At 53.7% G+C, this 23,999-nt stretch carries 18 protein-coding genes; 9 read left to right on the top strand and 9 right to left on the bottom strand.

Features of this window, described 5'->3' with window-relative positions:
- Nucleotides 1-56 precede the first annotated feature (56 nt).
- Nucleotides 57-1,784, top strand: coding sequence for an MFS transporter (locus ACQZQY_RS15955; protein ID WP_431295987.1), 1,728 nt, complete (start codon nucleotides 57-59; stop codon nucleotides 1,782-1,784).
- A gap of 47 nt (nucleotides 1,785-1,831) precedes the next feature.
- Entirely contained in the window at nucleotides 1,832-2,881 is a 1,050-nt protein-coding gene (locus ACQZQY_RS15950) for an HlyD family secretion protein (RefSeq protein ID WP_414071053.1), read from the top strand.
- On the opposite strand, the gene ACQZQY_RS15945 is transcribed toward ACQZQY_RS15950, so the two are convergent.
- Both ACQZQY_RS15945 and ACQZQY_RS15940 read right to left on the bottom strand, forming a co-directional pair.
- The gene (locus ACQZQY_RS15945) at nucleotides 2,882-3,895 is read right to left on the bottom strand and encodes an isopenicillin N synthase family dioxygenase (protein WP_056770626.1); all 1,014 of its coding nucleotides are present in this window, start codon (nucleotides 3,893-3,895) and stop codon (nucleotides 2,882-2,884) included.
- A 101-nt stretch (nucleotides 3,896-3,996) separates the two neighbouring features.
- Nucleotides 3,997-4,902 (bottom strand): NAD(P)-dependent oxidoreductase, encoded by a 906-nt coding sequence (locus ACQZQY_RS15940; RefSeq protein WP_122095303.1) that lies wholly within the window; start codon nucleotides 4,900-4,902, stop codon nucleotides 3,997-3,999.
- A gap of 228 nt (nucleotides 4,903-5,130) precedes the next feature.
- Here ACQZQY_RS15940 and ACQZQY_RS15935 point away from each other — a divergent pair, with 228 nt between their 5' ends.
- Complete coding sequence (locus ACQZQY_RS15935) at nucleotides 5,131-5,502, top strand: YebF family protein (RefSeq protein ID WP_056770632.1); 372 nt, start codon at nucleotides 5,131-5,133, stop codon at nucleotides 5,500-5,502.
- Between the two features lie 60 nt (nucleotides 5,503-5,562).
- Here the strand turns inward: ACQZQY_RS15935 and cbl are convergent, their stop codons facing one another.
- From cbl to ACQZQY_RS15920, 3 genes are all read right to left on the bottom strand, one after another.
- On the bottom strand, nucleotides 5,563-6,522 hold the full coding sequence (gene cbl, locus ACQZQY_RS15930; RefSeq protein ID WP_056770637.1) for an HTH-type transcriptional regulator Cbl: 960 nt from the start codon (nucleotides 6,520-6,522) through the stop codon (nucleotides 5,563-5,565).
- 122 nt (nucleotides 6,523-6,644) lie between these two features.
- Nucleotides 6,645-7,589, bottom strand: coding sequence for a 2-hydroxyacid dehydrogenase (locus ACQZQY_RS15925; RefSeq protein WP_431295986.1), 945 nt, complete (start codon nucleotides 7,587-7,589; stop codon nucleotides 6,645-6,647).
- A gap of 212 nt (nucleotides 7,590-7,801) precedes the next feature.
- Nucleotides 7,802-9,472 carry a fibronectin type III domain-containing protein gene (locus tag ACQZQY_RS15920; protein ID WP_390975548.1) on the bottom strand — a complete coding sequence of 557 codons (1,671 nt, stop codon included), beginning with the start codon at nucleotides 9,470-9,472 and terminating at the stop codon, nucleotides 7,802-7,804.
- Between the two features lie 468 nt (nucleotides 9,473-9,940).
- Here ACQZQY_RS15920 and glgX point away from each other — a divergent pair, with 468 nt between their 5' ends.
- Entirely contained in the window at nucleotides 9,941-12,223 is a 2,283-nt protein-coding gene (gene glgX, locus ACQZQY_RS15915; protein ID WP_431295985.1) for a glycogen debranching protein GlgX, read from the top strand.
- Between the two features lie 111 nt (nucleotides 12,224-12,334).
- On the opposite strand, the gene apbE is transcribed toward glgX, so the two are convergent.
- Nucleotides 12,335-13,384, bottom strand: coding sequence for an FAD:protein FMN transferase ApbE (gene apbE, locus ACQZQY_RS15910; protein WP_183847080.1), 1,050 nt, complete (start codon nucleotides 13,382-13,384; stop codon nucleotides 12,335-12,337).
- A 283-nt stretch (nucleotides 13,385-13,667) separates the two neighbouring features.
- Between apbE and ACQZQY_RS15905 the strand changes: the two genes are divergently transcribed.
- The 4 genes from ACQZQY_RS15905 to uspE all read left to right on the top strand — a co-directional run bounded on the left by ACQZQY_RS15905 (nucleotide 13,668) and on the right by uspE (nucleotide 18,123).
- Nucleotides 13,668-14,495, top strand: a complete 828-nt coding sequence (locus ACQZQY_RS15905) for a mannosyl-3-phosphoglycerate phosphatase-related protein (RefSeq protein ID WP_431295984.1) — start codon at nucleotides 13,668-13,670, stop codon at nucleotides 14,493-14,495.
- Between the two features lie 82 nt (nucleotides 14,496-14,577).
- Nucleotides 14,578-15,798 (top strand): hypothetical protein, encoded by a 1,221-nt coding sequence (locus tag ACQZQY_RS15900; RefSeq protein ID WP_056770652.1) that lies wholly within the window; start codon nucleotides 14,578-14,580, stop codon nucleotides 15,796-15,798.
- 475 nt (nucleotides 15,799-16,273) lie between these two features.
- Nucleotides 16,274-17,029 (top strand): FNR family transcription factor, encoded by a 756-nt coding sequence (locus ACQZQY_RS15895; RefSeq protein WP_013575564.1) that lies wholly within the window; start codon nucleotides 16,274-16,276, stop codon nucleotides 17,027-17,029.
- A 134-nt stretch (nucleotides 17,030-17,163) separates the two neighbouring features.
- Entirely contained in the window at nucleotides 17,164-18,123 is a 960-nt protein-coding gene (gene uspE / locus ACQZQY_RS15890) for a universal stress protein UspE (protein WP_056770655.1), read from the top strand.
- 89 nt (nucleotides 18,124-18,212) lie between these two features.
- Here uspE and pntB read toward each other — a convergent pair whose 3' ends face one another.
- Both pntB and pntA read right to left on the bottom strand, forming a co-directional pair.
- A complete protein-coding gene (pntB, locus tag ACQZQY_RS15885; RefSeq protein WP_431295983.1) occupies nucleotides 18,213-19,604 on the bottom strand; it encodes a Re/Si-specific NAD(P)(+) transhydrogenase subunit beta in 1,392 nt (463 codons plus the stop codon).
- A gap of 10 nt (nucleotides 19,605-19,614) precedes the next feature.
- Nucleotides 19,615-21,144 (bottom strand): Re/Si-specific NAD(P)(+) transhydrogenase subunit alpha, encoded by a 1,530-nt coding sequence (gene pntA / locus ACQZQY_RS15880; protein ID WP_414071831.1) that lies wholly within the window; start codon nucleotides 21,142-21,144, stop codon nucleotides 19,615-19,617.
- 537 nt (nucleotides 21,145-21,681) lie between these two features.
- Here pntA and ydgH point away from each other — a divergent pair.
- Nucleotides 21,682-22,635, top strand: coding sequence for a DUF1471 family protein YdgH (ydgH, locus tag ACQZQY_RS15875; protein WP_056770662.1), 954 nt, complete (start codon nucleotides 21,682-21,684; stop codon nucleotides 22,633-22,635).
- Nucleotides 22,636-22,729: 94 nt separating this feature from the next.
- On the opposite strand, the gene ACQZQY_RS15870 is transcribed toward ydgH, so the two are convergent.
- Nucleotides 22,730-23,842, bottom strand: a complete 1,113-nt coding sequence (locus tag ACQZQY_RS15870) for a dipeptidase (protein ID WP_431295982.1) — start codon at nucleotides 23,840-23,842, stop codon at nucleotides 22,730-22,732.
- Between the last annotated feature and the right edge of the window lie 157 nt (nucleotides 23,843-23,999).

Genomic DNA, 23,999 nt, shown 5'->3' with positions numbered 1-23,999 from the left:
ACTACATTATGTAGCAAGCTACAAACTAGTTGGGTAACGACTTACATGGCACAACGATGACGACGCGTTCTGATTCTGATATCCGGCAGGACGCCGGTGAATTGACTCAACAGGATGCCTCCGCCGCACAAGAGACGCCTGCGCCACCGGAAACCGCCTCGGTTCCGCCCTCCACGCACCATCCTTTTGCGGTGCAGGTCAGCCACTGGCTGATGCGTTTTCCGCGTCTGCGGATTGCGGTTTACGTGATGGCGTCGCTGATTATCGGTATGACGCAGGGGCTTGGCATCAATCTTGTCGGCTCCAATCTGCCGGGGATACAGGGATCGCTGGGCATTTCTAACGTGGAGAGTTACTGGCTGATCGCCGCGTATACCGCCACCAGCGTCACCGGCACTATTCTGCTGTACAAAATCCGCACCCAGTTCGGGTTCCGTCGTTTTGGGGAATACGGCCTGTTGTTCTTTGCTTTTGCGTCGATGGCGCAGATGTTTACCCATGACTTTCAGACAGCCGTGGCCGTGCGCGCCGTGATGGGTTTTGCGATGGCGTCGCTCGGGCCGCTGGCGTTGTTTTACATGTTTGAAATTTTCCCGCCCGCCAAAAAGCTTACGGCGGGATTATGTTTCGGGCTGGCGGGCAGCCAGATTTCGTTGCCTATTTCCCGCATTATTTCGCCACATCTGCTCGATCTCGGGCACTGGCACCAGCTGACGATGCTGGAATCCGGGCTGTCGCTGATCTGTCTGGCGATCATCTGGATCCTGCCGCTGACGCATACGCCACGGGTGAAAGTGTTCGAGCGCACCGACTGGATCAGTTATCCGCTGATTGCCACCGCCGTGGCCTGTATGTCGGTGGTGCTGACCATGGGCCGCTATTACTGGTGGCAGGAAAAAGCGTGGATTGGTGAAGTGCTGGTGGTCGGGATCATTGCGCTGACGCTGTCGTTTATGGTCGAACTACGCCGTAAGAATCCGATTATCGATTTACGCTGGCTGATGACGCCGGAAATGTTGCTGTTTACCGGCTCAATGCTGTTCGTGCGCATGCTGCTTTCCGAACAAACCACCGGCATGGTGGGCTTTCTGAATCTGTTCGGATTGCTTAACGATCAGCTGGTGACGCTGTTCTGCATCATTCTGGCCGCGACCTTTGCCGGTCTGGTGTTCGTCAGCATCATCCACAAGGCGAACCGGATTGTTTACATCCATCTGTTTTCAATCGCGCTGATTGCCGTTGCGGCCTGGCTGGACGCCCATTCGACCACGGATACCCGCCCCGAACAGTTTTATCTGACTCAGGGCATGATTGCGTTTGGCGGTGCGATCTTCCTGCCGACCTCTTTGTGGCTCGGTTTTATCCGCGCACTGCAATACGGTCAGAGCCAGATCATCAGTTTCGTGCTGGTGTTTCTCTCGACGCAAAACGTCGGTGCGCAGGTGGGCGGCGCGTTTCTGGGGACGATTCAAATTCTGCGGGAGAAGTTTCACTCCAGCGTACTGACCGAAGGAATATCGCTGCAAAACCCGCTGGTGGTCGAGCGGCTTTCGCAATACAGCCATTTGCTGAAACCGTCGCTCAATGATGGCACACAACTGAGCGCCGAAGCGGTGATGCAACTGAGCCTGAAAGTGAGCCAGCAGGCCGGGCTGCTGGCCTACAACGATGTGTTTATGGTGGTGTTTTATATGTCGCTCGGCTGCTTTGCGATTCTCTGCGCGCACATTATTGCCGGCCGGATCCAGGACAAAAAACGCGAAGCCGCTGAAGCGGTGGCGTAATTCATTCGTTTCTATTATCGAACTATAAGAGTAATGCGGGAAAAGTGATGAAAAATGTATTTCGTTATCCGTCGATTTGGGTGGTGCTTTGTCTTGGTATGGCGGGCGTGATGCTGGTGTTGTACAGCTGGCAGTTGTTTCCGTTCAGCTCGCAAGTGGAATCCACCGATAACGCCTACGTGCGGGGCAATGTCACCCTGCTCAGCCCGCAGGTTTCGGGGTACATTACCGAGGTCAAGGTACAGGATTTCATGCCGGTGAAAAAAGGCGATCTGCTGTTTATGATCGACGACAGCACCTACCGTCAGGAGTTATTGCAGGCTGAGGCTGCCGCCGCACAGCAACAGGTGACCTTGCAGAATTTTGAGCAAAATCGTGCCTCCAGCGCCGCAAGCCTGCAACTGGCCGAGGCCGAACTGCAAAGCGCAATGGCGGGCGAAAGCAAAGCCGCGCTGGATACCGGCCGTAACAGTTCCCTGCTGGCAAAAGGTCTGGTGTCCAAAACCCTCGGTGATGAGTTACATGCGGCCCTGCTGACCAGCAAAGCCAGCGTCGCCAAAGCGCGGGCATCGGTCAATATCGCCCGTCAGGATCTGTCTCTGGTGGATGCTAATAAAGCGTCGCTGGCCGCCGCCCTGAAGGCCGCGCAGGCTAAGGTGGAAGTGGCGAAAATCAATCTGCTGCACACCCGGATTGTTGCGCCCTCTGATGGTCAGCTCGGCGAGATCAGCGCCCGTTTAGGCCAGTATGTGACAGCCGGGACGCAAATGACGTCGATCACACCGAAAATGGTCTGGGTGACAGCTAACTTTAAAGAGCGTCAGCTGGCCGCGATGACGGTCGGCACGCCGGCTTCGTTTACCGTGGATGCGCTTGACGATCATGCGTTTAAAGGCCATGTGGTGCGCATTGCCCCGGCGGCGGGGTCGGAATTCAGCGTGCTGAAAGCCGACAACGCGACCGGTAACTTCACCAAAATCGCCCAGCGCATCGCGGTGCGGATTGAGCTGGAGCCTGGTCAGCCACAGAGCGATCGCCTGCGGCCTGGGATGTCAGCGGTGGTCAGTATTGATACGGCACGTGCCCCGAAAATCTGATCAGCCCGTGACGTCGGCATAATAGCGCTGCGCCACGTCGGGATGTGAGCGCAGCCGCCCTTTCAGATAGTTGAAGCCCACATCGCGGAACAGCGGATTGAGGGGATCGCTGGCCTCACCGCGCGCTTCTTTCGCCAGTTCCGCAGGTAACGGAAACAGCGGTACCACGGCATCAAGCTGCGCGCCGAGGAAAAAGGCCAGCGATAAACGCTCACCGGCAGCAGGCGGAGACACCACGCGGTGCACCGTGGCGCGCAGATAGCCGTTAGTGGCGAGTTCGAGCAGTTCGCCGATATTCACCACCAGCGTACCCGGCACCGGCAAGGCGTCTACCCACTGATTTTCTTCCACTTCGACCTGCAATCCGCGCTGATCGTCCTGCAATAAGAAACTGAGAAATCCTGAATCTTTGTGTGCACCGACGCCCTGATTGCCCTCGCCCTCCGGACGCCCCGGATAGCGGATAAGCTTAATATGCTCATTGGGTTTTTCGCCATACAGCGGATCAAACGCGTTTTCCGGCAGTTTCAGCGCCAGGGCAAAAGCACGCAGTAAACGCAATGACATGGCCGTCATTTCACGCTGCCAGCGCAGCAGCAACGGCCTCAGCTCAGGTAACGCCTGCGGCCACTGATTCGGCCCCTGCAATCTGGCCCATGCCGGCGTGCGTTCACTGACCGGCAATACTGGCCGCTCTGCGCCGAGATCAAACTGTTCCCGCCAGTCCGGCTGGCCGCGGGTAATTTCAGACGCCGCGCGGTTATAGCCGCGAAAATGTGAAGAGTTGATCATCGCCACGGAGAGCTTTTCTTCTTCCGGCAACGCAAAGAACTGGCGTGAAGCGTTTTGCACATCACTCAATAACGTGGCATCAACGCCGTGGTTTTTAAGATAGAAGAAGCCGATCTCGCGGGCGGCATAACGTAACTCTGACAGAAAGGTTTCGCGCTGTTCCGGTGAGCCGGAGAACTGGCTGAAGTCGATCAGAGGGATAGTGCTTGAAGGCTGGCTCATTGCTCACTCCGCATCAGTGAAAAGAAGATATCTGTTTGTGACGCTAACACAGCGCTGTTGCGGGTGACCAATAGCCAGATGCTCTGATTTATACTGCGAAGTTATGATTCAAAAGAGTGATTGCCGAGGTAACGGTACACCACCGCCAGATCCTGATCGCCGTAACCGGCACCCACCGCGCCCTGCCAGGTTTCGCTGATGCGTTTCATCACCGGCAAATTCAGCTGACTGCCGGCGTCCAGCGCCAGATTGATGTCTTTCAGCGCCCAGGTCAGTTGCATCTGCGGGGTGTAATCGTCGCTTTTGAACATGTCCATTTTGCCTTTGATGTACGGCGCAGCCAGCGGGCCGCCTTCCAGGACGTTCCACAAATCGTCGGTAGAAAAGCCCAGCTCTTCGGCCAGTTGCGTGGTTTCGGCGATGCCTTCCATCATGGCAATCAGCCAGGCATTCACCACCAGCTTCATTTTAGAGGCGCGACCGGCTTCTCCCAGCCATTTGGTGGCTTTAGAGATCGCCGCAAATACCGGTTCGATCGCCGCGCCTGCTTCCCGGTCACCGCTGGCCAGCACCACGATTTGCGCCTGCTCTGCCGGGCCTTTGGTGCCGGACACCGGCGCGTCAAAGAACACCACGTCAGGGCGAAGCTGTGTGATCAGGGCGATCAGGCTTTCGGTGGCATCCACGCCGAGCGTGCCCATCTGCGCGATAATCCCGCCCTGCTTCAGCCCGGCAAGCACACCGTTGTCCCCCTGATAGATGTCCAGCGACGTCTTGCCGTCGGACAGCATCGTGATAACGACGTCTGCCCCTTCCACGGTGTCACGGGGCGTTGCACCGCGCGTTGCTCCGGCGGCCACCAGATCATCCCCGCGGGATGGAGTACGGTTCCAGACGCGGGTGGTAAACCCTTTTTTGATAAGGTTTGCGGCAAACGCATGGCCCATCGCGCCCAGTCCAAGTACCGCAACAACGGTGGATGGCTGAACAACAGGTTGCTGACTCATGTGTAACTCCTTGTGCTATCAATGTGTGCAATGACGGTATGCTCAAAGGCTAACACCGCGAAGGGTGTGGCGGGACCGGCTTCTGTAACGGAATGCAACAGAAGGGCTGATAATACTTAACCTCTGCTGACCAACTGGCGTAACATACGCGCTTTCCTTCGATAAATAACATCGAATGTTCTGCGCAGTCTATGATTTGGCTGAGAATTTTCAGGAGTAGGAAGCACTATGAGTAAAGTTGTTTTGATCGGAATTATTTCAGTTATCTTCCTGATGATGGTCGTGATGCTCGGCTCAGTTTATGTCTATCCGTGGTGGATGCAGCGTTCAACGGAAGGCGCCTGCGCCCAGATCAGCAAGAGCAACGCCATTGATACCGTCACCCGTGACTATATGGAAAACCGCATCCCGAACTGGGGCAACGATAAAGACAATATGGGCACTTCCGTGCCGGTGCTGAGCTTTATCAGTGATGATGCGAAAGAGGATAAGGGAACCTATCACATTCCGTTCAGCGCGAAAGGTCCGAACGGAACGCTGAGCTATGTGGCGCACTTCAACTGTTCAAATCACTATGTGAAGTATTCGACGGTTGACTGAGTAAAATCCTGCGGGGCGTGTGATGGCGCCCCGCCTGATACGGCTTATAACGCCGGTGCGTTAAATCTGATAATCGATCACCGTCTCGCTCTCCTGCCCCGATGCAAAGACCTTCTCCTTAATGTCATTCACCGACAAGCCCGGATTACAGAGTTCGATAAACCTCCAGACATAATTACGCTGAAGCTGCGCCCTTTTCAGCCCGAGCCAGACCGTATTGGCTTCAAACAAATGCTCGGCGTTGATCAGTTGCAGCCCGGTGTCACGCGCCGCTTCGTAGGCTTTATCGGCTAAAATCCCCACGCCAAGCCCCAGTTCAACGTAGGTTTTGATGACGTCAGAATCCTGCGCACTGAGCACAATATCCGGGCTGAGCGCCGCGCGGCTGAAAGCCTCATCAAGACGCGAACGGCCGGTAATGCCCTGACGATAGGTGATCAGCGGTTGTTCGCTCAGATGCTGCAAGGTGATCGGGTGCTGTAAGGTCAGCGGATGCCCCTGCGGTACCACGATGGCGTGATGCCAGCGGTAATACGGAAACGCGGCAACTGACGGATCGTTCATCAGCTTTTCGCTGGCGATCGCCACATCCGCCTGCCCGCCGAGCAACATCGCCAGCACTTCCTGAGGAGAACCCTGATGCAGTTCCAGCCGGACGCCCGGATAAATAGCGCGAAAGGCCTTGATGACTTTCGGCAAGCTGTACCGCGCCTGCGTATGTGTGGTGGCGATGGTCAGTACGCCTGCGTCCTCTTTGGAGAACACATCCGCCAGCCGCCGGATATTCTGCGCTTCATTGAGAATACGCTCGGCTACGGCCAGCAACTCTTTCCCCGGCTCGGTCAGCCCCAGCAAACGCTTGCCGCGACGGATGAAAATCTCGACGCCCAGCTCGTCTTCCAGCTCACGAATATGACGGCTGACCCCTGACTGCGATGTGAACAACATGTTCGACACTTCGGTCAGGTTGTAATTGCATCGCGCTGATTCCCTGATAATTTTGAGTTGTTGAAAATTCACCGCCGTCGCCTCTGTCTGTTCTAAAACCCTATTGTTACGGTCTCGGGCTATGCCAGCCAAATAAGAAAAAGCGGTTACTTATGCTTTTTACGACTATAGAGCGCGGCGGCGCAGGGGCGGATTTACTCAGGCACGGCGGTCAGCACCGGTTTTCCGGCGAAATGCGCGTTCAGGTTAGCGAGCACCAGCGACAGCATGTTTTCGACCGACTCCGGCGAACGTCCCGCCACGTGCGGCGTGATCACCAGATTATCAAGCCGCAGTAATTCAGGCGGCACCTGCGGTTCACCCTCCACCACGTCGAGCGCCGCACCGGCGATGTGATGGTGTTTCAGGCTGGCGATAAGCGCCGCAGTATCCACCACGCTGCCGCGTGCAATGTTAATCAGAAAACCTTCAGCCCCTAACGCGTGCAGGACATCCGCATCCACCAGCCTGACGGTATTCTTTCCCCCCGGCGTGGCCACTACCAGATAATCTGCCCAGCCCGCCAGTTCGCGTACGCTGCTGAAATAGTTATACGGCGAATCTTCCACCGGCGTGCGGTTGTGATAACCGACGGCCATATCAAATCCGGCGGCGGCACGCCGCGCAATCAGCGCACCTATATTGCCAAGCCCCACCACGCCGAGCTTTTTGCCCGCCATGCCCGGCACGTTCCAGCGTGACTTGTTCCATTCTCCGCCGCGAACCGCCGCATCAAACTGCGGAATGCGCCGGGTGATCGCCAGCATCAGCGCCAGCGTGTGGTCAGCCACTGACGCATTATTGGTGCCCGGCCCGTGGGTGACGTGAATACCGCGCGCGTTCGCCGCCGCCACGTCGATGTGCTCATACCCCACTCCCTGCGCACAGATGATGCGAAGTTGTGGCAACGCCGCCATCTGGGCATCACTCAGGCCGATACTGCCGATGGTGAGTACGGCGCGGATCTGCTGCGCGATATGCGGATCCAGCGTCTCGCGCTGTGCGGGCGTGGTGGCGAAATGCAGGGTAAAACCGGCAGCTTCAAACCGTTCAGGATAACCAGCATCCAGCGGGACGTGGCTGAGCAACGCGATAGTCATTAAGGCTCCTTTCTCTGCGGCAAAGACGACAAAAAGTGTCAGCGCCCGCCCTGTTGGCGGCGGGTCAGCATGAATATCAGCCAATGCTGCGGCCATGTACAGCAGTTAAGCTTTGCAGAATGATGCAGACAAAAAAAGCCGGTGTGAAGAGTTCACACCGGCGAAGTTACACTGCACAGAAAAAATGACTGACCTCTGACCTGACTGGCGGATTAGACCGCCTTATGTTGATACGTGGCAATGATCTTGCTGTAGGCGTAAGACTCGGTGCCTTCATAAGTACATTGATACAGGTTGTTGTGATCGCTGGTATGGCACATTTCCAGCCCCTGGTTGTAATCGCGGGTCGCATCCCAGCCGGAGATGGTGCCAAAGTTGTATTTCTTCGCCAGCGTGATCAGCTTTTTCATGTGATCGACAGTGAAGCTCGGGCCGGTGTCGTTAATGCCAAACATCGGGGTGACACCAATGCGACGCCACAGTTTGGCATCCGACCATTCGGTGAACACGGTTTTGATCTGACGGTGCATTGCCAGCATCGACATTTCCACGCCGGTATACATATCCGGTGGCGGTGCCACGTCGCCGAAGTCCATCGACATGGCGTTGAACAGGGACGGAGAAATCCCGTTTTCATGCACCATCCGGACGAAATCAATACCGAACGACGTCAGGCCCTGTGAATCATCAGACGTCTGCCCGTCTACCGGCAGCGTGAACGCAATCTGCAACTGCGGATTGTTTTTCTGCACCACCGCCATGGTTGCCAGCAGGCGTTTGAGCATTTCAGTCTGCTGTAACGCGCCGCCTTCGATATCGAAATCGATATGCGTCACGGCATAGTTATCCAGCACGCCCTGATAGAGTTCAGCCAGTGCACCGACATCCGTGATGTGCTCTTCGAGGAAGTTGGAGTTCGCCCCGCCGAAGGAAATCGCGACATCGCCACCTGCGGCGCGGAATGCAGCGATATCTGCTTTGCCGTAATCAGACACAGTGGCATCACCGGTAAATTCCTGACCGTAATCAGAGACATTACCATCGGTGATGGTGACCAGGCCGCCCCAGCAAGGACGGTAATTTGGCGTACCCTCACCGGCATTCATGTCGGCAGCCGTGATAAAGCCCAGCGTGTAAGCTTTCAGGCCGGAGTCTTTGCCGAAAACGCTCGGACGCGGCGTTGGCCAGCCGGTGAAATCCATAAACGGAGCGTGGTTGAAGGAGTAATCTCCCGCATCCGGCAGCGTTTTATCCGTGGTGACATTCAGTACAGAGGATTTCGCCGAGAAGTTACCGGCCAGATCGTAAGCACGAACCTGAACACTGTAAGCCGTTTGCGCGGTCAGGCCGCCCAGGGTGATGGAGCTGCTGGTGGTTTTTTGCGTTTTGGCGACTTTGGTTTTGGTATCGGTATAAGTGACTTCGTAACCGCTGACCATCACGTTATCCGTAGAAGGCGTCCAGACCAGGCTCAGGGTAACAGCCCCGGCGGCGACGGCTTTCACGTCAGCCGGCACCGTCGGCGCCTGAGTATCCGCCACCAGATCGGCAGCTTCGCCGTTCACTTTAAAACTGCGCGGCAGATTACCGATGCTGACACCGGTATTACAGCCAATCATGATAGCAAAACGGCCCTTGCCGCCCGCCGGGATCACGCTGCAATCGTCAATCAGCTTGCCTTTGATCGGGCTGCTCCAGGTTTCAAATTCGAAATTTTGGTTTGCCGAAGCGCTCTGTGTATTGTCGATGGTGAATTCTACTTTTCCGGACGCCAGATCGGTGTCCGTCATATTAAATACGTCAATGAAACATGCCGATGACCAGACATCATCTGCATTTTCCCATGCAGCAGAAACCATATATTTTTGTTTGGTGGTGCTCATAAATCATAACTCCGATTATTAATGAAGATGGGGGTAAGTGACGGAAAGCAAACGGCAGGCGCGGGGTAAAATTCGTTGTCTCATCGCTCACCGCTGCTTTCTCTGAGGCCAGTATCGGAGCCTGATTTCAAAAGAGAAAATCACACTTCATCAAAAATTTTCGTGAGAAATGAAGGCTTTAATATCAGTCAGTAAAGCCTCTGTAAGTGATTGCCGGTGAGAGGCAAAAAAACCTCAATCAGGAATGTTTGCCGCACGCTGATGCTTGCGCGCAGGACGTGATGCCTCTCTTTTTTGTCACGCCGCGGTCACTGATTTTGCGGTTAATCGGCCACCGGTGGGGGAAATGCCGCAAGTGCAACTACACTGGTTTGGTAGCAACAGACAAGCAGCCCCTTGAGCTGCGGATATTTTTCGCTCAATTTTTCAGGATTTATTCTGACTGACCTGCTCAGGAGTGTGAAACGAATGGCAAAACCTCGATCCGGCAAAGTCACCCAACCGACGGCCACCACGGAAGAAGTCCGCAGCGTACCCTCCAATGCTCAGGTCAACATCGCTGTTGATGAGCTGGGCGTGCGCATCATGCATCCTTACAGCGACGGTGAAATCGTCCGAAGCTTTGATTCCGGCCATACCACCCGCGTGCGCGAAGGATTACCGGTTCCGCTCGGCGCAACCTGGGACGGCCTGGGGGTGAACTTCGCCTTGTTCTCCGCCAATGCCACCAAAGTGGAACTGTGCCTGTTTAATGATGAAGGAGAGCAATACGACGTCATTGAACTGCCGGAATATACCGATGAAGTCTGGCATGGCTATCTGCCGGATGCCCGCCCCGGCCTGCTTTACGCCTATCGCGTGCATGGGCCTTATGCACCACACGACGGCCACCGGTTTAACCCGGCCAAACTTCTGCTCGACCCGTACGCCAAACAAATTGTCGGCGACCTGAAATGGGATGACGCCCTGTTCGCCTATGACATGCAAAGCGACAAGAAGGATTTGCACCTCGACAATACGGACAGCGCCCCTTTCCTGCCAAAATGCCGGGTGATTGACCCCGCATTCTCCTGGGCGCGCTCGCGTAAAAAGCATATTCCGTGGGAAAAAACGCTGATTTATGAAACGCATTTGCGCGGTTACACCATGCGCCATCCGGCGGTGCCGGAGCATCTGCGCGGCACATTTTCCGGGATGAGCACCCCGCACATCGTCGAGTACATCCGCTCGCTGGGGGTAACGTCCGTTGAACTGATGCCGATCCACGCCTTCACCGATGACCGGCACCTGCAGGATAAAGGTCTGCATAACTTCTGGGGCTATAACACGCTGAGCTTCTTTGCCCCGCATCCGCAATATATGGCGACGCACACCGTCAATGAATTCAAGCAGATGATCGCCACTTTCCACGCGGCGGGTATCGAAGTGATTCTGGACGTGGTCTACAACCATACGGCGGAAGGTAATGAGCTCGGCCCGACGCTGTCCTTCAAAGGCATCGACAACGCCAGTTATTACCGGCTGATGCCGGACAATAAACGCTATTACATCAATGATACCGGCACCGGCAATACGCTCAATCTCAGCCACCCGCGCGTGTTGCAGATGGTCACGGATTCACTGCGCTACTGGGCGACAGAAATGCAGGTGGATGGGTTCCGCTTCGACCTGGCGACCATTCTCGGGCGTGAAAGCTATGGTTTTGATGAAGGCTGCGGTTTTCTCGATACCTGCCGTCAGGACCCGATCCTCAGCCAGTGTAAACTGATTGCTGAACCCTGGGATTGCGGCCCCGGCGGTTATCAGGTCGGCGGTTTTCCGCCAGGCTGGATGGAGTGGAATGACCGTTTCCGCGATACAGTGCGTAAATTCTGGCGCGGTGACGAAGGCCAGCTGGCGCAGTTCGCCACGCGGCTTTCCGGTTCTGCCGATCTGTTCAATCATCGCGGCCGTAAGCCTTACGCGTCAGTCAACTTTATTACCGCGCACGACGGCTTCACGCTCAACGACTGGGTGTCGTACGAGAAGAAACACAACGAAGCCAACGGGGAGAACGGCAAAGACGGCAGCGATAACAACATTTCTGCTAACTATGGCGTGGAAGGCCCGACCGACGATCCGGAGATCAGCGAACTTCGCCTGCGCCAGATGCGCAATATGCTGGCGACGCTGTTGTTCTCACAAGGCACCCCGATGCTGCTGGCCGGTGATGAGTTTGCCCGTTCGCAAAACGGCAATAACAATGCCTATTGTCAGGACACCGAGATTGCCTGGGTTAACTGGAACATCGGCGATAAAGGCCAGTCCCTGCTGCTGTTCACCTACCGGCTGATCGCCCTGCGCAAGCGATTCCCGATTTTACATCGCGGGCGCTTTCTGACCGGTGCGATCCATGAAAAGCTCGACGTCAAAGACGTGAGCTGGTTCCAGCCACAGGGGCCGGAAATGACCGATGCCGCCTGGAAAGATCCACACGCAAAATGCATCGCCATGCTGCTCGATGGCCGCGCCCAGCCCACCGGCCTGCTGCGTCACGGTTCCCTGAGTACCGTGCTGCTGCTGTTTAACGCGTCTCACAAAGACGTGATGTTTGTGTTGCCTTCGGTGGCGCACGGCGAGAGCTGGCGGCATATTTTCGATACCTTCCAGCCAGATGATGTAAACGAGCATAATTTCGATTTCGGACGCGAGTACATTTGTACTTCGCGCACGGTGGTGCTGTTTGAACTGATCAGTACCGTGAAACACTGAACCACGGCGCTGCTTCAGGCATTGAGGATTTGAAGCAGCGTCTTCCTCGCTGCGTGCATTTCTCGCTTATCTCAGTGAAAAAATGCACGGCACGCTTTAAGACGATAACGCTTACTGCGGATCTTTCAGATAGGCTTTGAACTGCGGCGACATATAGCTTTTGAAGGTGTCGCCCTCTTTTGTGATCAGATACACCGCAAGATGTTGCTGTTCTGCCAGCGCCAGCGCTTTCTTCGTACCAAGCACCATCAGACCGGTGTCCCAGCCGTCGGCTTCCAGCGCGGTCGGGGCGATCACCGTCGCCGATACCAGCTTATGGGTGATTGGCGAACCGGTGGCCGGATCGATGATGTGCGAAAGACGTTTGCCGTTCAGCTCGTAATAATTGCGATAACTGCCGGAGGTACTGATGCCCATGCCCTGCAAATCAACAATCGCCTGCACCGCAGTTTCTTTGTCCGTTGGTTTCTGAATTGCCACCTGCCACGGATTTCCCTGCGCATTATGTCCGCGGGACACCACCGCGCCGCCCACCGACACCAGATAATTGCTGATGCCGTTGCCCTCAACCAGCCGCGCCAGATGATCGGTCGCGTAACCTTCGCCGACCGTAGAGAGATCAACGTACATGCCCGGCAAGTCTTTTTGCAGATACTGCCCGTCATTTTGCTGGATCACTTTCAGATGCTGTAACCCGATACGCTGACGCGCTGCGGCGATCTGTTCCGGCGTCGGCGTTTTCACCGGCTGTTTGTCCGGGCCAAATCCCCACAAATTGACCAGCGGGCCGACGGTGATGTCCATCGCACCACCGGTTAAGGTGCCGATACGCATTGAGGTGACGATCGCGTCAGCCATCCCGGCACTGATCGGCTGGGGCACGTTGCCCTGATACTGATTGAAACGCGACAGCACCGAATCCTCTTTGTAAGTCGATAACTGATGGTCGTCCTCTTTGAGCTGCGCTTCAATTTGCTCCCGCAGCGCCGCTTCCCGGTTTTTATCCACGCCCGCAAGACTGACACGATAAAACGTGCCCATGGTTTTACCTTCAATGACCAGCGCACTCTCCTGCGCGGTGGAGCTGCCATCGCAGGCAGATAACAAACTGACGGCGCAAAGCACAAAGGCGGTGCGCGTTAAAACCGGTGTTAAAGACATGAGGAAAGACTCGTCTGACTGCCCGAAACCGGGCAAAAAAAGAAAACGCAATGGTAAAGGATGATATCTAAACTGCAGTGGAACTGACGTAAATTATCCGCATAAACCGCCTGCGGGTAAAGCCGTCTGCGGCTCCGATCTTGCCCGTTACCCTTGCCGGTAAATAATCCTGAAATGGTTAGCCAAGTCATAAAAATCATTTTTGAATCTATACTTAGCTGCTGGAGCAGAAGTGGGTTAACAAAAATGCACGTCTGTTCTGCCACAAAATTGAGGAGAAAGAATGCCGTACCTTGATGATCCCTTAATTATTTTTACTGACCTCGATGGTTCGCTGCTGGACCACCATGATTACAGCTGGCAACCGGCGAAGCCCTGGCTGGACAGGCTTGCCGCGGCGCAGATACCGCTGATCCTGACCACCAGTAAAACGTCCGCCGAAGTGGCGGCATTGCAGTCAGATCTCCAGCTGACGCATCTCCCTTTTATTGCTGAAAACGGTGCCATGATCCATCTTCCCCCAGACTGGCGAGGTCAGGGTCAGATGATGGGTGCGCGCTATGCGGATATTCGCCGCACCCTGGAGGAATTACGCCACCGCTACGATTTTGAATTTCGCGGTTTCGGGGATGTCACGCCAAAGCAGGTCGCCCTCTGGACCGGACTTTCCGAAGCGGATGCTGCGCTGGCGATGCTGCGTGAAGCTTCCGAACCCCTGATCTGGTTTGGTAACGATCTGGATTTCGCACATTTCAAAAAATGTCTCACCCGTGAAGGGCTGGCGCTGACGCGTGGCGGACGTTTCTGGCACGTGATGGGCGTTGATGCGGGGAAAGGCCCGGCGGTGCAATGGCTTTCCGCTGAGTATCAGCGCCAGCGCGGTAAACCGGCGATCAGTATCGGGCTGGGGGACGGGCCTAACGATCTCTCGATGCTGGAAGTGGTCGATCACGCCGTGGTCATTAAAGGCCATCACCACCACGAGATGCCGCTGAGCCGTCATCACCCCGCGCAGGTTTATCGCACCACGGAATTTGGCCCGCACGGCTGGGTTCAGGGTTTAGATCATTTTATTTCGTCCCGCCAGCGGGAAATGCTAAATGAAAAATAAGGGAAAGAGTGTCGCGGGAGTGCGTTTCAGATAATTGTTTGTTTCCAATAATTTTATCAATTCTAAAATTGGAGAATATCGTATGAGTGATTTTTATCAGGATGGTGTGATTACTAATTTCCATAATTTGACCAACCGAAAAGTGGAAGAACTGGAATACGATTTACAGGTTTTTTCGGGACGCCGCTCAATGGGGTTAATATTGCCTTCATTATTTTCAGAACTTGAAGGTCCGGCGCTGACCAAAATTGTCGATGAGCTGACAAAAGTCCCCTATCTGGAAGAAATTGTTATTGGTCTGGATCGCGCAGACCGCGATCAGTTTTTATTTGCCCGCGAATTTTTCTCCCGGCTGCCACAGCGCCACCGTATTTTATGGAACGATGGCCCGCGTCTGAAAGCGCTGGATGAAGAGCTTAAAAAAGAAAATCTTTCGCCAATGGAACCGGGTAAAGGCCGCAACGTCTGGTTTTGCGTCGGATATACGCTGGCCTCGCGGCGCACCTCGGTCGTCGGGCTGCATGATTGTGACATTGTCACCTACAGCCGCGATATGCTGGCGCGCCTGATGTACCCGGTGGCAAACCCTAATTTCCATTATGATTTCTGTAAAGGCTATTACGCCCGTGTGGCAGACGGGAAATTCAATGGCCGCGTTGGCCGCCTGCTGGTGTTTCCTCTGCTGAAATCCCTGCAAATTGTCTACGGCCACTCCGATTTCCTTGAGTATCTGCGCACTTTCCGTTATCCGCTTTCCGGCGAATTCGCCATGCGTACTCACGTTCTCAATGATCTGCGTATCCCGAGTGACTGGGGGCTGGAGATTGGCGTGCTTTCCGAACTGCACCGCAATACGGCGACCCGACGCATCTGCCAGGTGGATATCGCCGATAATTACGATCATAAACATCAGCCGATGTCAGAAGATGATGCCACTAACGGTTTGCAGCGTATGAGCATCGACATCACTAAAGCGCTGTATCGTAAGATGGCGATCCTGGGCGTGAATATCACCAGTGAGTCTTTCCGCATTCTGAAAGCCACCTACTATCGCAATGCGCTGGATATGATTGACGGGTTTGAGAATGACGCGCGCATGAACGGTTTGTCTTTCGACCGGCACAGCGAGGAATCCGCCGTGGAGTTGTTCTCCGGCGCCATTATTGAAGCCGGTCAGGCGTTTGTGGATACGCCGAGTGAAAAACCCTTTATCCCAAGCTGGAGTCGCGTGCAGTCGGCGTTTCCCGATATGCTGGATCGCCTTCATGAAGCGGTGGAAAAAGATAACGAAGGTGACGTGTAACCGCCCTTGCTTCAATAAAAAACCAAAATCTCAACGCTGCCCTGGCAGCGTTTTTTGCTTTCAAATCCTCGGCTTTATTCGCGAACTAAACAAACAATCGGGGGTGCGCAATAATCGCCGGGTAGCCGGATTTATGGCATAATCCGTGCGCATTTGTCAGTATTCTTAAAGATTAAGTTAAGACGCAGATAATCAAAAAACGGCCTGCAGATAACTCTGAGATGGGTTTGTTTAGATTCAAACAAATTATTCTTAAAAAAATTATATAATTTTTATGAATAAATTGACCCACATCTAAATCTCATTGATTCTCAATTCGTCGAAATACCTCGTTCAGATCAAAACAATTAGAAAAAAAACCCGTTAAAAATCGTGGTTTTTTAACATTTCGCCCTTTTAGCCCCATTCTGCTACTTATCACTCGCCGCAAAAGATGTTAAAATTGACCCATATCAATATTGCCTAAGTGACTCTTATGATCCCGGAAAAGCGTATTATTCGACGTATCCAATCTGGTGGCTGTGCGATCCATTGTCAGGACTGTAGCATTAGTCAGCTTTGCATTCCTTTCACGCTGAACGAGCATGAACTCGACCAGCTCGACAACATCATCGAAAGGAAAAAACCGATTCAAAAAGGCCAGGCACTGTTCAAAGCTGGCGATGAATTGAAATCCCTTTACGCCATCCGTTCCGGCACCATCAAGAGCTACACCATCACCGAACAAGGTGACGAGCAAATCACCGGTTTCCATCTGGCGGGTGATTTAGTCGGCTTTGATGCGATCGGCGGTTTGCAGCACCCGAGTTTCGCACAGGCTCTGGAAACTTCCATGGTGTGTGAAATCCCGTTTGAGACACTTGATGATCTCTCCGGGAAAATGCCGAATCTGCGTCAGCAAATGATGCGTCTGATGAGCGGTGAGATCAAAGGCGACCAGGATATGATCCTGCTGTTGTCGAAGAAAAATGCCGAAGAACGTCTGGCTGCCTTCATCTACAACCTTTCCCGCCGTTTCGCACAGCGTGGTTTCTCTCAGCGTGAATTCCGCCTGACCATGACCCGTGGCGACATCGGTAACTACCTCGGCCTGACCGTGGAAACCATCAGCCGCTTGTTAGGCCGTTTCCAGAAATCAGAAATGCTGAGTGTGAAAGGGAAATACATCACCATTGAGAATCATGAAATGCTTTCTCAATTAGCCGGTCAGTCTGCTCCCGTCTCTGCTTAAATTTTTGTGTCGGATCATCAGTGAATAATTTGTTGATCCGACTCAATTTCTCCGCTGTCCGATTGCTTAATCTTGGTTTACTCTGTACTTAATACAGTGAAATGCTGTTCTCTCACAGGTGTTAAGGAGTCCCCATGGCTAAGTATCAGAATTTACTCGTTGCTATAGACCCCAATCAGGATGATCAACCCGCACTGCGACGCGCCGTTTATCTGGTGCAGCGTAACGGTGGACGGATCAAAGCTTTCCTGTCTATTTATGATTTCTCCTATGAGATGACCACCATGCTGTCGCCTGATGAACGGACGAGCATGCGACAAAGTGTGATCAACGAGCGGGCGGAATGGATTAAAGAGCAGTGCCGCTACTATATTGAGGCCGGTATCCAGATTGAAGTTAAAGTGGTCTGGCATAACAAACCCTTTGAAGCGATTATTCAGGAAGTCATTTCTGCTCAGCACGACCTGCTGTTAAAAATGGCCCATCAGCACGACCGCCTCGAATCCGTTATCTTCACCCCTACTGACTGGAATTTGCTGCGTAAGTGCCCGTGTCCGGTGTGGATGGTGAAAGACCAGCCGTGGCCAGAAGGCGGTAAAGCCGTCGTCGCGGTGAACCTTTCCAGCGAAGAGCCCTACCACGATCCGCTTAATATCAAACTGGTGAAAGAAAGTATCGAACTGGCCTCTCACGTTAATCAGACGGAAGTCCATCTGGTCGGCGCGTACCCTGTCACACCGATCAATATCGCCATTGAACTGCCGGACTTTGATCCCAGCGTTTACAACGACGCCATCCGTGGTCAGCATCTGATTGCCATGAAAGCGTTACGGCAGAAATTCCAGATCGATGAAAAATTCACTCACGTAGAAAAAGGCCTGCCGGAAGAAGTGATCCCCGATTTGGCTGAACATTTGCAAGCCGGTGTGGTGGTGTTAGGCGCGATTGGCCGTACCGGTCTGTCAGCCGCCTTTCTCGGTAATACCACTGAACAGGTGATCGACCATCTTAAGTGCGATTTGCTGGCGATTAAACCTGATGATTTCGAATGCCCGATCACGCAGGACGATGATGAAGAGGACGACGACGAGTAACGTCAGAGCCGCCGGGGTTCCACAAAAAAATAAAGGCCAGTCATCTGACTGGCCTTTTTCATTACTGTTAACGATAGAACTGATAACTATCAGAGCGCGCGAAGAATCTTCTCAACGCTTTCTTTTGCATCGCCAAACAGCATCTGCGTATTTTCTTTGAAGAACAGCGGGTTCTGTACGCCGGCATAACCGGTGTTCATGGAACGTTTGAACACGATCACGTTCTGCGCTTTCCACACTTCCAGCACTGGCATACCGGCGATCGGGCTGCGCGGATCTTCCTGCGCCGCCGGGTTCACTGTGTCATTGGCACCGATAACCAGCACCACGTCGGTATCGCTGAAATCATCATTGATTTCATCCATTTCCAGCACGATGTCATACGGCACTTTCGCTTCTGCCAGCAGAACGTTCATGTGGCCCGGCAAGCGCCCTGCAACAGGGTGAATACCGAAACGCACTTTAATGCCCTTCGCACGCAGTTTCGCAGTGATGTCGTGAACCGGATACTGAGCTTGTGCCACCGCCATGCCGTAGCCAGGGGTGATGATCACTGAGCTGGCATTTTTCAGCATGTCTGCCACGTCTTCCGCGCTCGCTTCGTGATACTCGCCCATCTCTTCCGCATTGCCGGTTGATGAACCGTCTGTGCCGAAGCCGCCTGCAATCACGCTGATGAACGAACGGTTCATCGCTTTACACATGATGTAAGACAGGATCGCACCGGAGGAACCGACCAGCGCACCGGTCACGATCAGCAGGTCGTTGCTGAGCATAAAGCCCGCCGCCGCCGCTGCCCAACCGGAATACGAGTTCAGCATGGACACCACAACCGGCATGTCCGCACCGCCAATCGACGACACCAGATGCCAGCCGAAGCAGAGTGCAATGAGAGTCATGATCAGCAGGGCCAGCACTTGCAGACCCACGCTTTCGGTACGCACGAACGTCACCATCAGCAGGAAAGACACCACCAGCGCAGCCAGATTCAATTTATGACGATGTGGCAACGCCAGCGGTTTGGAAGAGATAATCCCGCGCAGTTTGCCAAAAGCCACGATTGAACCGGTGAACGTCACCGCACCGATGAAGATACCGAGAAAGACCTCCGTCAGATGGATGTTTTCCATCACACCTTCCATCGGCACTGAACCGTGATCCAGATAGCTGTTGAAGCCAACCAGAACCGCAGCCAGACCGACGAAGCTGTGCAGAATCGCCACCAGTTCCGGCATTTCAGTCATTTCGACTTTGCGCGCCAGATAAACACCGATTGCGCCACCGATCACCATCGCAACGATGATCCAGCCAACGTTACCGGAATCAGGGCCGAGAATGGTCGCGATTAACGCGATCGCCATCCCGGTAACACCGAAGATGTTCCCCTGTTTTGACGTTTCATGTTTAGAGAGCCCCGCAAGGCTGCAAATAAACAGAATAGCGGCAACAATATATGCTGCTGTAACTAAACCCCCAGACATATGCTACCCCTTAATTCTTACGAAACATCTTCAGCATGCGCTGAGTGACGGTGAATCCGCCAAAAATATTGATACTGGCGATCAGTACGGCAATAAAGGACAGGAAGCTGACCCAGCCGCCGTGACCGATTTGCAGCACTGCGCCCACCACGATGATCCCGGAAATGGCGTTCGTGACCGACATCAGCGGTGTATGCAGGGCATGGCTGACGTTCCAGACCACGTAGTAACCCACCACGCAGGACAGCGCAAATACGGTGAAGTGAGACAGGAACTCTTTCGGCGCAACGTTCGCCAGCCAGCCAAACAGCACAATGGCCACGGCCATAATGATGAACTTGGTCCACGGAGAGGCCGGTTTGGCTTCCACTTTGGCGACAGGTTCTGCGGCTTTCGCCGCCTGAGGTTGCGCAGACACCTGAATGGCTGGCGCAGGCCAGGTCACTTCACCGGCTTTCACGACAGTCACGCCGCGAACAACGGTATCTTCGAAATCGATCTCGATTTCACCGTTTTTCTCTTTGCACAGCAGTTTCAGCAGGTTGACCAGGTTGGTTCCGTAAAGCTGGGAGGATTGCGTCGGCAGACGGCTGGGTAAGTCGGTATAACCGATGATCTTGACACCGTTTTCTGTCGTGGTGATTTTATCCGCCACGGTCAGTTCACAGTTACCGCCCGTCTGGGCCGCCAGATCGACGATCACACTGCCCGGCTTCATGGAAGCCACCATGTCTTTGGTGATGAGCTTCGGTGCAGGACGGCCAGGGATCAGCGCGGTGGTCACGATGATATCCACTTCTTCAGCCTGAGCGGCAAACAGCGCCATTTCTGCTTTGATGAAGGCTTCTGACATGACTTTGGCATAACCGTCGCCGCTGCCTGCTTCTTCTTCAAAATCGAGTTCGAGGAACTCTGCGCCCATGCTCTGTACCTGCTCTTTCACTTCAGGGCGGGTATCAAAAGCACGAACGATGGCACCGAGACTGCCTGCTGCGCCGATGGCAGCCAGGCCAGCCACGCCGGCACCGATAATCATCACTTTGGCCGGTGGCACTTTACCGGCGGCGGTGATCTGCCCGGTGAAGAAACGACCGAATTCGTGAGCGGCTTCGACAATCGCACGGTAACCGGCGATGTTAGCCATTGAACTCAGGGCATCCAGAGATTGTGCGCGGGAAATACGCGGCACGGAATCCATTGCCATGGCGGTGACCTGACGGTCAGCCAGTTTCTGAATAAGCTCAGGGTTCTGTGCAGGCCAGATAAAGCTGACCAGCGTGGTACCTGCCTGTAATTTATCGATTTCTTCGTTTTCAGGTGCATTCACCTTTAAAACGATATCTGAATGCCACACTTCTTCGCCGCTGACCACAGACGCACCCGCTTGTTCATAAGCGGCGTCCTCAAAGCTGGCTAACTTCCCGGCACCTTGTTCGATAGCGACCGTAAAGCCGAGTTTCAGCAACTGCTCCACCGTTTTCGGTGTGGCTGCGACTCTGGCTTCATTGGTCAACCGCTCTCTTGGTACACCAATACGCATAGTATTCCCTTCACCCTTTTCATTGATGATTTGTGTCATCGTCATAACATTTTATTTACCAGCCTGCTGGCTTATGAAGAACGCCGGAGAGTATTTTTTCAGGCTGGTTATAACCTACTGAATATCTAATCAATAATCTACGTATCGCAGCGATAGTCAGGTAATTAATAATAAAAAAATTGATATGGGCCGCAAACCTGCTGCAAACCCTGAGAAACACGTGTTTAATTCTCTTTAATCCGCCAGTGAAACCAGATCTATCACTCTGCCCTTCACGCTTGCGAACCGCGCCGGGTGGGCATAAAAGTTAGAAAATAGTGAATAATTAACATTAATTTCACTACTTGGATTATTCCTTAAACTTATATAAGTTATGGTCAGCAAAAAAAGAACCGTGTCACCGCGTTGACGCTCGCATAATTGCCATAAATTACTGAGACACTCAGCATTGTTACATGCAATAATCGGCCGCTAACCTGTTACACATCAAGAATTCAGCACGTTTCAACATTACTGCGCAAGGTGAAAGGATTTTTTATGAAGCTGACAAAAACGATCATCGTATCGGCCCTGTTTTCTGTTTCTGCGCTGTCTGCTGCTCACGCCGCGCAGGAAATAAGCCCGCAGAAAGCAGCAGCCATCAAACCCTTTGATCGCATTGTTATTTCCGGGCGTTTTAACACGCTTGGCGATGCGGCTGATGCCGTATCACGCCGCGCCGATACACTGGGTGCGGATTATTTCTATATTCAGGACACCAACTCTTCTAACAATAGCGGCAACTGGCGCGTCGTTGCAGATATCTATAAAAAAGATGCGCCAGAAGTGAGCAAGAACACAAATTACCGTGTGATCAACGGCGTGGTCGAGCTGCCTAAAGATGTGGCCTATCAGCTTGAGCCTTTTGACACCGTGACAGTCAGCGGTTTTTATCGCAGCCAGCCAGACGTAAATGATGCCATCACTAAAGCAGCGAAAGACAAAGGGGCTTACTCCTTCTTTATCGTTCGCCAGATTGATGCCAACAGCGGCGGCAACCAGTACATCACCGCGTTCATCTACAAAAAAGATGCCGCGAAACGTGTTGTTCAGGATCCGGATGCTATTCCTGCAGATTCTGAAGCAGGTAAAGCCGCACTGGCCGCCGGTGGTGCAGCCGCGAAGAAAGTAGAAATTCCTGGCGTTGCCTCTTCAGGCAGCCCAAGCCGCGAAGTGGGTCGTTTCTTTGAAACCCAGACGTCTACCGGTAAACGTTACACTGTCACCGCGACTAACGGTGCCAAAATTCAGGAAGTGAATGACGTTACCGCAGCACAGATGGTTCCGTTTGATTCCGCTACCTTCACCGGGCACTTCAACAGCACGACGGATGTTTCGCAGGAAGTCGCGAACCGTGCTGCGGCGAAAGGTGCCAAGTTCTACCACATTACCCGCCAGTGGCAGAACAAGAGCGGTGGTAACCTGACCGTGAGCGCTGACTTCTTCAAATAAGTCTGACGCCAGCACACAGCAAAAAGGCAGCTATTGATAGCTGCCTTTTTTATACCTCATTGTCCGATACGGACGTGATGCCGATGCCGGGGCATTACTCGCCCCAGGTTCTTTCCAGCACGTTGATCCAGTTTTTGTAGCAAATCTTCTCGAGCAATGCCTGCCCGTACCCTGCTTTTCTTAATGCCTCCACCAGCACCGGCAGACCACCAACGTCAGACATAAACGGCGCCATTGACGCACCATCGAAATCTGAACCAAAGCCCACACCGTCCTCACCCAGATGTTCCACCAGATAATCCACGTGTCGCACCATGATCTCGGTGCCGGTGTCATCACTGCGTTTGCCATCTTCCCGCAGGAACGGCACAGCAAAGTTCAGCCCCACAAAACCCTGGCTCTCCCTGATTGCGCCGAGTTGTTTATCGGTCAGATTTCGCGATTGCGGACAAATGCTGAACGCATTGGAATGGCTGGCGACCAGCGGCGCATCGCTGAGTTGCGCGACCTGCCAGAACCCTTTTTCATTCAGATGCGAGAGGTCAATCATGATGCGTTTCTGATTACAGGCTTTAATCAGGCGGAGGCCTGCATCGGTCAGGCCCGGCCCGATATCCGGCGAGGTCTGATATTTGAACGGCACACCGTGCCCGAAGATGTTCGGGCGGCTCCACACCGGCCCCAGTGACCGCAATCCCATGCTGTACAACACGTCGAGATTGTAGAGATCGGCATCAATCGCTTCCGCGCCTTCGATATGCATAACCACAGCTAATGCGTGGTTATCGATTGAATGTCGAATATCCCGCGCCGTGCGACAAATTTTCACCTTTCCCTGTGACTGCTCTTCGATGCGCAACAGAAACGCCATCATGCCAAACGTGACGTCGCGTGCAAAATCGAAAGAAGGTGTCGGAGAAAAATCGGGATGTTTTTGAGTACCTTCCAGCAGAAATTGCGTATCCACCGAGCGATCGGGCACGGTCTTTGCAAGATCGACATCAGGAGTCGGTACCCAGGCGGCGAAAAGCCCGCCAGCAAAGCCTGCTTCACGGCAGCGAGGCAGATCCATTTGTCCGCTGGCCGGGCCCTGGAGGAATGCATGCTCAGGATTTTGACGATGTTCTGTCCAAAGTTGTAGCAAAACGTCGTTATGTCCATCAAAAACTGGCATTAGCTCTTCAGATCCGTGCGCTACGTTATTCATAAAAAAGGTCTACCTTTGATTGAGCGTGACTAAGACAACGGCGAGTTGCCCGCAGGAAGTGCATCACCACTGCGATGTTGCACTAAAGAGGAACAAGTCTGTCGTCATTCACATTAGATTTTTCGATATGAAACGTCGAAGGGTGCAAAGCAACGGT

It is taken from the genome of Rahnella sp. PAMC25559, from assembly GCF_050632365.1.
Taxonomy (GTDB): Bacteria; Pseudomonadota; Gammaproteobacteria; order Enterobacterales; family Enterobacteriaceae; genus Rahnella; species Rahnella rivi.
Note: the sequence above shows the minus strand (reverse complement) of the source record. Positions and strands in the feature narration are given on the sequence as shown.